This window comes from Bacteroides helcogenes P 36-108 (genome assembly GCF_000186225.1).
GTDB lineage: Bacteria > Bacteroidota > Bacteroidia > Bacteroidales > Bacteroidaceae > Bacteroides > Bacteroides helcogenes.
On record NC_014933.1, the window covers coordinates 747321 to 761431 of the forward strand.

9 protein-coding genes and 1 pseudogene are annotated in these 14111 nt (G+C 46.1%); 5 read left to right on the top strand and 5 right to left on the bottom strand.

Translation table 11 applies throughout. The features are described 5' to 3' along the window. Positions 1 to 109: 109 nt before the first annotated feature. Together BACHE_RS02875 and BACHE_RS02880 are read right to left on the bottom strand one after the other, a co-directional pair. A complete protein-coding gene (locus tag BACHE_RS02875) occupies positions 110 to 901 on the bottom strand; it encodes a DUF3108 domain-containing protein (RefSeq protein ID WP_083808237.1) in 792 nt (263 codons plus the stop codon). Between the two features lie 37 nt (positions 902 to 938). Next, a pseudogene (locus BACHE_RS02880) lies at positions 939 to 2917 on the bottom strand (Ig-like domain-containing domain). Positions 2918 to 3184: 267 nt separating this feature from the next. On the opposite strand from BACHE_RS02880, the gene BACHE_RS02885 reads away from it, so the two are divergent. From BACHE_RS02885 to lpxA, 4 genes are read left to right on the top strand one after another with little or no spacing between them, the layout of a single operon-like run. Then, positions 3185 to 4360 (top strand): efflux RND transporter periplasmic adaptor subunit, encoded by a 1176-nt coding sequence (locus BACHE_RS02885; protein WP_013546206.1) that lies wholly within the window; start codon positions 3185 to 3187, stop codon positions 4358 to 4360. 20 nt (positions 4361 to 4380) lie between these two features. Beyond that, positions 4381 to 7593, top strand: coding sequence for an efflux RND transporter permease subunit (locus BACHE_RS02890; protein ID WP_013546207.1), 3213 nt, complete (start codon positions 4381 to 4383; stop codon positions 7591 to 7593). 8 nt (positions 7594 to 7601) lie between these two features. Beyond that, entirely contained in the window at positions 7602 to 8996 is a 1395-nt protein-coding gene (locus tag BACHE_RS02895; protein WP_013546208.1) for a TolC family protein, read from the top strand. A 16-nt stretch (positions 8997 to 9012) separates the two neighbouring features. Further along, positions 9013 to 9786 carry an acyl-ACP--UDP-N-acetylglucosamine O-acyltransferase gene (lpxA, locus tag BACHE_RS02900; RefSeq protein WP_013546209.1) on the top strand — a complete coding sequence of 258 codons (774 nt, stop codon included), beginning with the start codon at positions 9013 to 9015 and terminating at the stop codon, positions 9784 to 9786. A gap of 370 nt (positions 9787 to 10156) precedes the next feature. On the opposite strand, the gene BACHE_RS02905 is transcribed toward lpxA, so the two are convergent. From BACHE_RS02905 to BACHE_RS02915, 3 genes are all read right to left on the bottom strand, one after another. After that, complete coding sequence (locus tag BACHE_RS02905; RefSeq protein WP_013546210.1) at positions 10157 to 11659, bottom strand: glutamine synthetase family protein; 1503 nt, start codon at positions 11657 to 11659, stop codon at positions 10157 to 10159. A gap of 157 nt (positions 11660 to 11816) precedes the next feature. Continuing rightward, positions 11817 to 12557 (bottom strand): carbohydrate-binding family 9-like protein, encoded by a 741-nt coding sequence (locus tag BACHE_RS02910; protein ID WP_013546211.1) that lies wholly within the window; start codon positions 12555 to 12557, stop codon positions 11817 to 11819. Continuing rightward, positions 12548 to 13630 (bottom strand): phosphotransferase enzyme family protein, encoded by a 1083-nt coding sequence (locus BACHE_RS02915; RefSeq protein WP_013546212.1) that lies wholly within the window; start codon positions 13628 to 13630, stop codon positions 12548 to 12550. Before BACHE_RS02915 ends, BACHE_RS02910 begins: the two co-directional genes overlap by 10 nt. 199 nt (positions 13631 to 13829) lie before the next feature. On the opposite strand from BACHE_RS02915, the gene BACHE_RS17515 reads away from it, so the two are divergent. Beyond that, positions 13830 to 13979: a hypothetical protein gene (locus BACHE_RS17515; protein ID WP_187289284.1), complete on the top strand. Its 150-nt coding sequence runs from the start codon at positions 13830 to 13832 to the stop codon at positions 13977 to 13979. Positions 13980 to 14111: the final 132 nt, after the last annotated feature.

Below are 14111 nucleotides of genomic sequence, written 5' to 3' on the forward strand. Positions count from 1 at the left end.
TGCAAAAGTAGTGCAAGCAAACAGCATTAACCTTCACAAATAATCCAATTATTAGCCAAAATCGTTACTTTTACATATCAGTCATCCACCCTTCGGACTGCAGGAATAATCAGTTTTTCTCCACCATTGACATCATCGGATAACGGTTTCCTCTTACACTCTTCAAGAAGGCCTTTGCCGAACCGAAGTTCAGATACAGGTCCAAACGGACAGGAAGATGATTTTTATCATCAGACACAAAGAATGTGATTACCTCTTTCTCTTTCCCTTTCTTATACTCTACAAAAGAGAATACGAGACAACGGTAAACAGTATCATTATTTGCCTTAACTTCCTCCTTGCCACGATAAATCAACGTTTGTTCCTCTACCTTGCGTCCTGTTGCCATAGGGAAAAGTATTTTCTCTCCTATTTTGTAGCTTTTCGGATCAAAGGAACGCGCTTGTGCCAGAATACTCAGCATATCGAAAATACAGCGACTGTCACTGTACTCCATTTCCTGCGGATCTTGTACAGGCTCACGCCATGTACGCTTCTGCTTCACAAATGACACACCGTCATTGTAAGAAAACCAAGCCTCATCCACCGTATAACGTTTACCTTCTTCGGCAGCCTTACGGAAGTAAAGAGGTTCCAACTTATCACTGACATAGCAGGTAAGGGTATCACGCATCTTAAAGAAGAAATCGGTTTTCTTACTGCCCACAGAAAGCAGGTTGAAGCGGAAAGCGGGCCGAGAGTGATAAGTCGTCGCATTGGTAGTAAGACTTGCCAGACCTACTTTTTTCCAGATAAACTTCCAGTTGAAGTACAAATCATACATTACATGCTCACCGGACTGGAAAGCTTCATTCTTTGCCGCACACTGAGCACTCGCAGGCAAGATGGCAAAGCACATCATTATGGCTACAAACAATAGGATGAACAACCTTTTCTGTCTAATAGCTATATCCGCTGCCACTGTTACGGCTGTTATTATTATTGCTGCTATTCCGGTTATTTTTTTCTTGTTTTTCTTGTTTTCATCTGGCTTTTGTTTTTTTAATTCCTCCGGCTTTTGCTTATCCAAAGGCTTTTCAAATATATTCCACTCTTGAGTCAAATCAAAATTCGCCTTTAATTCCAAAACCATCGGATAATAATAAACCATTTCCGGCTGGCGTTTTTCCGCATAATTTCCCGTATCCCACACGCCATTTCCGTTTACATCATCAACTAACCTTGCCCCGTACTTGCCCGGATTCAGGAAGTAGAAATCAGCTTTTCCTGCCACTAACGGCACTGTACGCAACACTTTATCCTGTCCATCCAGCAATTCAACGAAAGCCTGTGAATCCACACCGTGCACATTGAAAAATATCTGCCCATATTCTTCCAGTTTCTTTGCCTTGAGTTCTTTCTTTATCTTATCGGTGAACAGTCCGTATAGACCATGTATGGCGGTGGAATCCACCTCAAATACATAGCTTTCACCTGGTTGCCACTCGGCAAACACATTATAGCGCTTCAGATCTATCGAATCGCGGGAAAAGTCAAACGGCACATCTTGCCATAAGGTATCCACTTTCTGCCTTAAATGGATGGCTGTCGTATCCACATCCGCCACCGGTTCATTAAAAGTGAGTGTAATATAATCATATACATCCATTGCAGAAGGTGCATACACCTCCATCGGCAAAAATTCAACGTCCGGCTTCTCCGGCTCATCGTTCTTCTTTTTCTTTCTTTTTTCCCGGTCTTTCTGTTCTTTCTCCTTTGCCTCCTGTTTCTGCTTCTGCTGCTTTCCGTAAGACAGCTTGGAGAGCAGTTTCAGAGTGTCGGTGCGATATACCAATTGCTTCAGGCTATCAGTATAAAGATAGGTCAAACTCATTTTCAGAGTATCTTGCCTGTATATCAGAGAATCTTTTATCCAATAATGGAGTGTATCGTTCCGTCCTGTGCCCTGTTCGATAACAAATGCATCGTGCTCGTCAAAATTCAATCCCTTCAGCAAAGGCAGACTATCCGCCGGAGCCGTAAAATAAAGGGAAAACTTTTGGGGAATGAGACGTTCGCTCTTTGCCAAACGTTGTGAGAAATTAATTTCCTTGAAACTGCGCAGAAGAATATCATCAGGCAAGAAATGCGTATATTTATGTTCTACAATAGTATCAACTGTCAAGGAATCAAGCCACAACGTATCCTGATGAATACGTTCTTCCATGGTAGGAATAACAAGCGAATCATTGAAAGCTATGATTTCAGTAGGCTGAGTATAGGCAAAGTTCTGATCGGCATCTTGCAATGCATAGATACGGTAGTTGCCGGCACTCACTCCACGAATGGAGAAACACCCGCGACTGTCAGTACGTCCCACACGCTCAAAAGGAAGTTTTATGAAAGCCGAATCGGCGAGATTGGAGTGCAAACCAACCAGCATACCTTTTATCGGCTCTAAATTGGCGGCATTCAGTAAAGTTCCGGCCACTGCCATAGAATCCAGATTTTCACCAGTAGAAAAAGAAAAAGAAAAGTTTTCCAACGGATTTCCCTCATTATTGTCCTGAATGGCATCTCCAAAATCCACAGTATAAGTAGTATTGGGCTTCAAGGTATCTTGAAGGGTAATGACTACCTTTTTTCCACTTGCCTTTATTTCAGGCTGCTGTACTTGAGGAGGAGATATTACAATCTTCTCATTGGGTTTATCAAGTTTAATGAATTCGTCAAACTCAATTACAATCTTGTTCCTTTTGGTATGAAGGGCGCCCGGTGACGGTGTGCTGGCAAGAAAGCGAGGAGGAGTCTCGTCGGTAGGGCCTCCTTCTATACGGCCTACGCTTGCACAAGAGTATAATGCGACAGCTATGCCGATACCTCCCATCAGCCGACGGAAAAGCAATTTCACTTTATTAGGATGTTTACAGTTTAACATGCTGCAAAAATAAAGGTTATCTGTTAATTAGCAGTATGCTTTACAGTATTTTAATCAAAAAACAAGCTTTTGCACTTACTTATGTATGAAACATAGTTAAAAAAGAATGCTTTTCATATCTTATATACAAAGAAAAGAATAATTTTGCGGTTGAAAACTAAATAAGGACATTCAGTTTCCTGTTATTCCTTACTCTCTATTATATCATGAACTACACAGAACTTCCCTTCAAATTAATATAATTATACACAGAGAATAACAAAAAGTATGAAGAGTAGATTAGGATTATCAGTATGTTGCCTGGTGCTGTTAAGCAGTTGCGGACAAGGCGACAAAAACATGGGTAAAGCACCTGAGTTTGCAGTGATTGAGACCAAAACCACCACTGCCAACCTGACAAACAGTTACCCTGCCACCATTAAAGGTAAACAAGATGTAGAAATCAGGCCTATGGTAAGTGGTTTTATCACCAAATTACATGTGGACGAGGGAGCATCAGTACGTAAAGGACAAATACTATTCAGTATCGATCCAGTGCAGTATCAAGCTACTGTAAACTCGGCCAAAGCTGCCGTTGAAACAGCCAAAGCCGCAGTAAACACACAAGAACTTACCGTAAACAACAAACGTGAACTGAACAAGAAGAACATCATCAGCGACTACGACTTGCAAATGGCCGAAAATCAGTTGTCACAAGCCAAAGCACAACTGGCACAGGCACAAGCACAGTTGGTAAATGCAAAAAATAATTTGTCATACACCAGCGTAACCAGCCCCAGTGACGGTGTAATAGGTACAATCCCCTACCGTGTAGGGAGTTTGGTAAGCCCTTCTGTCGCCAATCCGCTGACTACCGTTGCCGACATCTCAGAAATGTATGCATACTTCTCCATGACCGAAAGACAACTCCTGGCACAGATACGTGAGGGCGGCAGCATAAAAGAGATCTTGGCAAAAATGCCTGACGTACAATTGCAACTCATTGACGGAACAATGTATGCAGACAGTGGCCGTGTGGAGACAATCAGCGGTGTCATCGATCCCAAGACCGGCTCTGTTACGATGCGTGCTCTTTTCCCCAACAAACACAATGTGCTGCGCAGCGGAAGTACCGGCAAGGTTGTTTTCCCCAACCCGATGCAGAATGTCATCATGATACCGCAATCGGCAACGACAGAGATTCAGGACAAGAAGTTCGTGTTTGTCTTGCAGCCCGACAATACTCTGAAGAATGTTGAGGTGAAAATATTCAATCTGAACGATGGCAAGTATTACTATGTAACCGATGGACTGAAAGCAGGCGACAAGATTGTGATAGAAGGAGTACAGAACTTGAAGGATGGGCAGAGCATCACCCCGGTTACCCCTGCCGACAAAGAAGCAGAATACCGGAAGGCTCTGCAAGACCAAAAAAACGGTAACCTCAAGACTGCATTCCAATAACTCCTTAATTTTTTCATGAAATGAAATTAGATAGATTCATTAACCGTCCGGTACTATCAACGGTAATTTCCATCCTGATAGTCATACTGGGTATCATTGGCTTGCTGACCCTGCCCATCTCCCAATATCCGGACATCGCACCTCCTACCGTATCGGTAAGCGCCACTTATACGGGCGCCAGTTCTCAAACCGTATTGAACTCCGTCATCGCACCTCTGGAAGACCAGATCAATGGTGTGGAGAACATGATGTACATGCAGTCCACTGCCGCCAACAACGGTACTGCAAGCATCAACATCTATTTCAAGCAAGGGACCGACCCCGACATGGCAGCAGTGAATGTACAGAACCGAGTATCCATGGCGCAAGGTTTGCTTCCAGCCGAAGTAACCAAAGTGGGCGTCACTACCCAGAAGCGCCAGAATTCCATGCTGGTGGTGTTCTCCATTTATGACGAGAGTGATACACATGATATCGAGTTCATCGAGAACTACGCAAAAATCAACCTGATCCCACAGATCCAGCGTGTAAAAGGTGTGGGCGAAGCTATGGTGATGGGGCAAGATTACTCCATGCGCATTTGGTTGAAGCCCGATATCATGGCACAATATAAGCTCATTCCTTCGGATGTGAGCGCCGCGCTGGCCGAACAGAACGTGGAAGCTGCTCCCGGACAGTTCGGCGAACGGGGTAACCAGACTTTCCAATACACCATCCGCTACCGCGGACGATTACAACAGCAGACGGAATTCGAGAATATCGTTATCAAGGCACTGCCCGATGGTGAAGTGTTACGCCTGAAAGACATAGCTGATGTGCAACTGGGCCGCCTGTCCTACTCTCTTAACAACAAAGTGAACGGACACAATGCCGTGACCTGTATCGTTTTCCAGATGGCAGGCAGCAATGCCACGCAAACCATCGCCGAAATAGAAAACATGCTGAAAGAAACCAGCGACACTCTCCCTGCCGGCCTGAAAGTGAACATTTCACTAAATGCCAACGACTTTCTCTTTGCTTCCATACATGAAGTATTGAAGACTTTGATAGAAGCATTTATCCTGGTATTCATTGTGGTATATATATTCTTGCAGGACCTGCGCTCCACACTGATTCCCGCCATTGCCATCCCGGTAGCTTTGATCGGTACATTCTTCGTACTCTCACTCATCGGTTTCAGCATCAATTTGCTGACCTTGTGTGCGATGGTGCTTGCCATTGCCATAGTAGTGGATGACGCCATAGTGGTGGTGGAAGGAGTCCATGCCAAGCTGGATCAGGGCTACAAATCCGCTAAACTGGCTTCCATAGATGCCATGAATGAATTGGGTGGAGCTATCGTCTCCATCACACTGGTTATGATGTCTGTATTCATCCCAGTCAGCTTCATGAGTGGCACAGCCGGTACGTTTTACCGCCAGTTCGGTCTGACAATGGCCATCGCCATCGGGCTTTCAGCCCTGAATGCTTTGACATTGAGTCCGGCATTGTGCGCTTTACTACTGAAACCTCATGAGGAACACGGAGAAAAAAAATCCACACTTATATCACGCTTCCATACGGCTTTCAACACCGCCTACGACACTGTACTGAAGAAATACAAGAAACGTGTACTGTTCTTCATTCAGAAAAAATGGCTGACTTTCGGCCTGGTGGGAGCATCCATTATCCTACTGTTCTTCTTTATGAAAACCACACCCACCGGCATGGTTCCAAACGAAGATACAGGAACTATTATGGGAGCCGTAACTTTGCCCCCCGGCACTTCACAGGAACGCGCCGAAGAAGTCTTCGCTCGTGTGGATAGTCTGGTTGCCGCCGATCCCGCCGTGTCATCACGCACCATGATTTCAGGTTACAGTTTCATCGGTGGTCAAGGTCCGTCCTACGGCTCTTTCATCATCAAGCTGAAGCCGTGGGAAGAACGCGGAACAATGCAGAATTCACAAATTGTCTTTATCTCGCTCTACATGCGTGCGCAGAAAGTCATCAAAGAGGCACAGGTACTCTTTTTCCAACCACCCATGATTCCGGGATACTCTGCATCCAGTGACATCGAACTGAACATGCAGGACAAGACCGGTGGTGACCTCGACAAGTTCTATGATGTGGTAAAGACTTATATCTCGGCTTTGGAAGCGCGTCCGGAAATCAATACGGCACAAACCACCTTCAATCCACGCTTCCCGCAATATATGATAGATATCGACGCGGCTGCCTGCAAACGTGCCGGCATCAGTCCGAGTGACATCCTCACTACCATGCAGGGATATTACGGTGGCTTGTATGCTTCCAACTTCAACCGTTTCGGCAAGATGTACCGCGTAATGGTACAGGCCGACCCCAATTCACGCGTCAACCTTGAGTCCTTGCAAAACATCAAAGTACGCAACGGCAATGACATGGCTCCCATCTCACAATTCATGAACATCAAGAAGGTTTATGGTCCGGACATCATCAGCCGTTTCAACCTCTACACTTCCATGAAGGTAATGGTGTCACCCGCCGAAGGTTATACTTCCGGCCAGGCGTTAGCTGCCATTGCAGAAGTTGCCAAGGAAGACCTGCCCGCCGGCTTCGGTTACGAACTTGGCGGTATGGCACGTGAAGAAGCGGAAAGCAGCGGCAGTACCACCGGACTCATTTTCGTACTCTGCTTCGTATTTGTTTACCTGCTGTTGAGCGCACAGTACGAAAGCTATATACTGCCACTCTCCGTGCTGTTGTCCATACCGTTCGGTCTGCTCGGCAGTTTCCTGTTCGTCAATGGAATGAGTGCCATTGGAAACATCTCCGTCATGAAGATGATAATGGGTTCCATGTCCAATGACATCTACATGCAGATTGCATTGATCATGCTGATGGGACTGTTAGCGAAGAACGCCATCCTGATTGTAGAGTTTGCCCTTGACCGCCGCAAGATGGGAATGAGCATCACCTGGGCTGCCGTACTGGGCGCCGCCGCCCGTCTGCGCCCCATCCTGATGACGTCACTCGCCATGATTGTCGGTCTGATTCCGCTGATGATGGCATCCGGAGCCGGGGCACACGGCAACCGCACCTTGGGCACATCCGCCATCGGCGGCATGCTCATAGGCATGGTTCTCCAGATATTCGTAGTGCCCGCATTATTTGTGGCATTCCAATATTTACAGGAAAAGTTCAAACCGATGGAATGGGCCGATGTGGACAACTCGGATGCTGAACCTGAAATTGAGCAATACACTAAATAAATCAAAGAATGAAGAAGCAAATAATAACCTTGATGTGTGCAACTGCCCTACTGAGCAGTTGCCATATCTACAGATCATATGACAGACCCGATGACATCACTGCCGAAGGCTTGTACCGCGATACGGCTGCCGTAAACGACACCCTTGCAGCAGACACTGCCAACTTCGGCAATCTACCTTGGCGGAAAGTCTTTACAGATCCGCAGTTACAGACACTTATCGAGCAGGCGCTTGCCAACAATGCCGACCTGCGCAATGCAACCCTTAACGTGAAACAAGCGCAGGCTGCACTGATGTCTGCCCGTCTGGCATACGCCCCTATGCTGGGACTTTCCCCGCAAGGAACTGTCAGCAGTTGGGACAAGAATAAAGCTACACAAACCTATTCGCTGCCTGTAACGGCAAGCTGGCAGATAGATCTTTTCGGCCAGTTACTGAATCCGAAACGCAATGCACAGGTTTCCCTAAAACAAACCCGTTTTCACGAACAGGCCGTGCAGACGCAGGTCATCGCCAATGTAGCCAACATGTATTATACCTTATTGATGCTCGACCGTCAACTGCAAATCACCGAAGGCACTGTTGACATCCTGAAAAGAAACATGGAAACAGTAAAGGCCATGAAAGACGCAGGCATATACGGCACTACTTCAGTTGCCGTAGAGCAAAGCCGCACTGCCTATGCGCAGGTCAAAGCATCCTTGCCCGATATACGCCAAAGCATCCGCGAAACGGAGAATGCGCTGTGCCTGATACTGAACAAGCCGGCACAAAGCATTTCGCGCAGCGTATTGGAGGCACAACAATTGCCCAAAGAGTTCTCTGTCGGCATCCCCTTGCAGCTACTGTCCAACCGTCCGGATGTAAAAGCAGCCGAAATGGCATTGGCATCCAAATATTACAACACCAACAGCGCACGTGCCGCCTTTTACCCGCAGATTACATTAAGCGGTTCGGCAGGCTGGACCAACAGTGCCGGTTCTGCTATCGTCAATCCGGGCAAATTGTTGGCCTCTGCCATCGGTTCGCTGACACAGCCCCTGTTCTATCGCGGAACCAACATCGCACGCCTGAAGCAAGCCAAGGCACAGGAAGAACAAGCCAAGATTCAATTCCAGACTTCTCTGCTGAAAGCCGGAAACGAAGTGAGCAACGCTCTATCCAAATATCAAATGGAAACAGAAAAGGCTACTGCGCGAACCATCCAAGTAAATTCTGCCCGCAAAGCAGCGGAAGATACAAAAGAATTGTTTAAATTAGGCACGTCAACCTATCTCGAAGTTTTGTCTGCCGAGCAGTCTTATCTCAGCGCACAGCTTTCAGAGGTGTCAGACACTTTTGCCGGCATACAGGCAGTAGTAAACTTGTATCAGGCACTTGGAGGAGGAAGAGAGAAAGAATAATTAAACATTGAGAAACATGATTAGTCCATTAGCATTTGTAGATTCTGCCGCAAAAATCGGCAAGAATGTAACTGTTCAACCTTTCGCCTATATAGAAGGGGATGTGGAAATCGGTGACGGCTGTATCATCATGTCGGGTGCAAAAGTCTTAAACGGAACCCGTATGGGCAAGGGAAACAAAATACACCACGGAGCCGTGCTGGCCAGCGAACCACAAGACTTCCACTACGAAGGTGAAGAAAGCCAACTCATTATCGGTGACAACAATGACATCCGCGAAAACGTGGTAATCAGCCGGGCCACCTATACCGATGGCGCTACCCGCATAGGTAATGACAACTACCTGATGGATGGCGTTCACCTCTGCCATGATGTGCAGATAGGTAACCATTGCGTGCTGGGTATCAAGACCACCATTGCCGGAGAATGCCGGATAGACAACTGCACCATCCTGAGCAGCAATGTCATTATACACCAGAACTGCCATATCGGAAACTGGGTACTGATTCAGGCAGGATGCCGCATATCAAAGGATGTGCCTCCCTACGTCATCATGAACGGTAATCCGGCAGAATATCACGGTGTCAATGCTGTAGTGCTGCAACATCAGCATGAAGTGCCAATCACGGAACGAGTACTGCGCCACATCGTGAATGCATACCGCCTGGTTTACCAGGGTAACTTCAGCATACAAGACGCCTTGCAGAAGATTGAAGACCAAGTGCCGATGAGTGATGAGATACGCAATATCATCAACTTCATCAAAGATTCTAAAGGCATCGTGAAGTAACAAAGAATTAAAAGTCCCGGTTATCACCGACATTTGATAACCGGGACTTTTACTCCCTACCTGCCTCTGAATACGCATGTAGAAAATTCAACAAAACATAGACAGAAAGCATTGCCTCCAAAGATATTTCGAAGATGATGTTGCCTCTGCCTTATACCGAAACTATCTCAGTCGTATACTGAAATAGTCTCAGTATAATACTTAAAGTATTTCAGTCGTATACTGAAATACCCCCACCTCAGAAGGCGTTCTGAGAGGGAATCGGTTTAAACTTCAATCCCTCTCAGACGTAAATCTTCTTATGGTATAAAAATATTACAGTCACATCCTTTGCGGATTATAAAAAAGGGAGTTCAGAAACAAGAGGCAGCTACCCGCAATGGAAATATTCGTGCACCAGCTTCAACATCGCTTCCGGCCTGCCAGCCAAATCGGCACGCAAAGTACGGTCGTTATAACTGCGGAGCTTGCGAATGATCCCGTCTATCATTGCAGGGCTGAACACATCATACCGTTCAAAAACGGCACGCTGCTTCTCCAAACAGTCGGCAGATGCCTCACAACTGTCAGGCAACTGCGCCAATGACCTCAGCTTACTTTCATTCTCCCTCTGATGGATGTTTACGTTAACATAAGTCTTCTCCGCAATCTCCAGAGGATCATCCAACTCAAAGCCATGTCGACAGGCCACTGCAAGACCCGCAAGCAACTGATACAGATCTGCCGATCCGTCCGGTGAACGCATCTCTACCGTCTGCTTCACACCGGTATCGAAATGACTTTCCGATTCCAAAGGATTTGCCAGCACACACATATCGGTCTTAGCAGACCATCCCAAAGGTACACGCACCAATACACTACGGTTGCGGTCACCCCAGCAAACATTGGTAGGCGCTTCCTGATGAGGCACAAGCCGGAAGTAAGAAGTGGGATTCGTATTACCGAAAGCAGTAATGGAAGGAGCCAATTCCATCATCCCCGCAATGGCTTTGCGGGCCGCTACGGACAGCACACCGTCCTCTAACATTACATTTCTGCCATCCTTCATCATGCGCATGTGGATATGCAGCCCCGAACCGGCTTTTCCCGCTGTTATTTTGGGAGCAAACGTAACGTTATAGCCATGCTTATAGCCCAGATTGCGGATAATCCATTTGGCAATCATCAACTGATCGGCAGCCTGTTCCACAGGAGTAGGCAGGAATTCTATCTCATTCTGCTCGTAAACGTAACCGTCCAACGTGAAGTTACCCACTTCTGAATGTCCGTATTTTATTTGTCCGCCCGCCTGTGCGATATAAGACATGCACCGGGTGCGAAATTCATTGAACTTGGCATACGGACCCGATTCGTGATAACCGCGTTGATCGGTTGCCTCAAACATTCCGGCATCGGGAGCTATCACATAATATTCCAACTCACCCATTGCCTGAAACTGCATTCCTGTGACTTCGGTAAATGCCTTGCTTGCCTTATGAAGCGTATGCTCTGGAGCACTCTCCAAAGGTTTCCCGTCTTTATTGAAGAAAGAACAGAGCATGGACAAAGTAGGAATTTCGGCAAACGGATCGACAAAGGCGGTACGATAACGGGGAATGACGTAAAGGTCGCTACTTCCTGCCTCTATAAAGGAGAAAAGGCTGGAACCGTCCACCCTCTCGCCGCAAGTAAGTATGGCATTCAGATAGTCCAAATCAGTGATGACGAAATTCAGGGTTTTCAAACGCCCGTCACCGGCAGGGTACATGAAGTTTACCATGCGAATTTCATTCTGCCGAATAAAGTTGATAATGTCTTCCTTAGTGAACTCAGAAGACGGTTTCTGAAGGAATGCCACCAGCAAGTTGGCATTCATTGTTAGTTCTTGGTTCATAGTTTGTTTTTCGTTTTAGTAAGGTATGACGCCAAATATAGTGATTTTTAGTATATATAACCTGTTTTTATTCAATTATCTACTATCCATACACCCAAAAAACAAATCGAGCCCCGTTCTCCAATGAAGAACGAGGCTCCGACCAAACATTTTTTTCCTATTCCAAATTCAGCGTCCCGAAGAACTTGGGGCTATGAAAATCAGGTTTCGGCAACTCTATTGGACTCCACGAGAGAAAATGAGGAGTACGGAGCTTGTCACCGCATTTATAGAAGTTGGCGCGGATGGTTTTCCCATCCAACGAAGCAATATCGTGCAGGAAAAAGGTGGAATAAGGGATAATCAAAGCTACCTCCCAAGTACATTCTCCTATCTTTTCTTCAAAAGCCTCACGACCCAAAGATGACCAGCGCTGAACCTTGTCGAGCACCTCTTGCGGAGCAGGTTTACGGTTTCCACGTCCAGTTCCAGCTCCTACAAGCAGTGTTCCCACACAGTTGCACTCTATATTATAATAAATGCCGTCAGCAGCGGGAATAGAAAAGAACTCCACACAGGCATCTTCCCAAACAGATCCGTTATCATGCCCGGCCACCGCACGAACACTTGCCTCTTCTACTTTGAAGTTCAGCAGAAAAGCGTCTCCAGTATGGGCAATACGAAATTCCACATCGGGACAATAAGGGTAAGCTGCCTCCCAGTTGACAGACTTCAAAGGCTGAAAAGCCACTTTTTCTTTATCCAGCAAAGCGGGAACCGATTCTACCGGCACATTTACCGCGCTTACTTTCTTTACATTCAATTCTTTCATTTTACTATTTTGGGGATTATCGGCAGACAACGGCAAGGCACAGAGAACTGCCGCCACCATCATCGTCAAAAACTTTCTCAAATACATGAAGCTATGAACTTTTGCATGTCCGGAGTATGCTCTTCCACGCTCTGCAACAGTTTGAACTGGGCTTTGGTACGCACGAGATTATGTTCCGGATATTGAATCTTATAATAAGTATCACCGTTGATATAGTCGGCCAAGAAACGCACACATTGCATGTACGGGAACAATGCTGCCGCGTATGGCAGGTTCTCAACCTCTATGGGCAGCAGGAAGGACTTGCCCGATTCAAGGTATCCTTTGGTGAAAGCCTTGAATATCTCCATATTGAAGTTCACGTTATCCAGATTCTTGTCGTCTTCCAGACCTGTATTGGCTCCGGAACGGAGGAAATCACCGAAATCGGAGAATATGAAGCTGGGCATCACAGTGTCAAGGTCAATAACGCAGAGCACTGTCCCGTCTTCATCAAACATCATATTATTCACTTTCGTATCGCAGTGACATACGCGTTTTGGAAGTTTACCTTCACGGTGCAGACGTTCGGCCTTACACATTTCATCGGCACGTCTCTCAATCTCGTCAAGAAAATACTGCACTTCCTTGACACGTCCGGCGGCATCGGCAGCTACAGCATCACGAAGCTGCTTCAAGCGGAATTCCATATTATGAAAGTCTGGGATTGTCTCGCCCAAGGTATCGGGAATATCGGCCAGCATGGCCTGAAAGTTTCCGAAAGCAGCGCCTGCGTAATAAGAATATTCAGGATTGACAGTTTCAAAGGTCTTGGCTCGTGGAATGAAAACCATTACGCGCCAATAGTTCTCACCATCGTACCAGTAAGTCTTCCCCTCGGCAGTAGAGAGGAAATGAAGCACTTTGCGCCCGATGTCGGCCTCTCCTTTTTCTTCCAGCTTCTTGCGTATGTGTCTGGTCACGGCATCAATGTTGGCCTGCAACATCTCCACATCTTGAAAAATAGCATGGTTGATACGTTGCAGCACATAATCCGGAGCTTCTGCCTCGAGTGTGGATACTTTGTAGGTATCATTAATCAGTCCTGCTCCCAAAGGTTTGATTTCTTGAACTGTACCTTCCATTTGGAAGTGAGATACAATAGATAAAAGGTCTTTCATGACAACTTAAATGATTTAAAATATTATACAATAAATATGTTCCTTGCAATCTGTCGAGAGGGCCAATAAGCCATCGAGCCTTCAAATTTATACATTTATACAGATATATCGACAAAAAGGGATGAATAATTGGGAAATCTTGTATAAAATAGAAGAATCATGATTAAACAGACAAGCTGCACCTTCCTTTTATTGATCCATGTCGAGAGCCGATACGGCTATCGTGCCCGTCTATACCGACAAGTACATGTGCGTAGAGAAAACCGATGTTGACAAATGCTACCTTTACACTCCTCAAAGTACCGATGTCATAAGCATCCTGTTCTTTGCCTATAGTAGCGAAATGTAGAGCAAGAAAATGCCTACACAGCAGGTATTCTTCAATATATACAGATATACAGAAAAATATCTGATTACGAAAATGAAAGAGCATCGGCCATGCTCCAATTTATTACAGATATGCGGCTGTACTTTTCTTGAT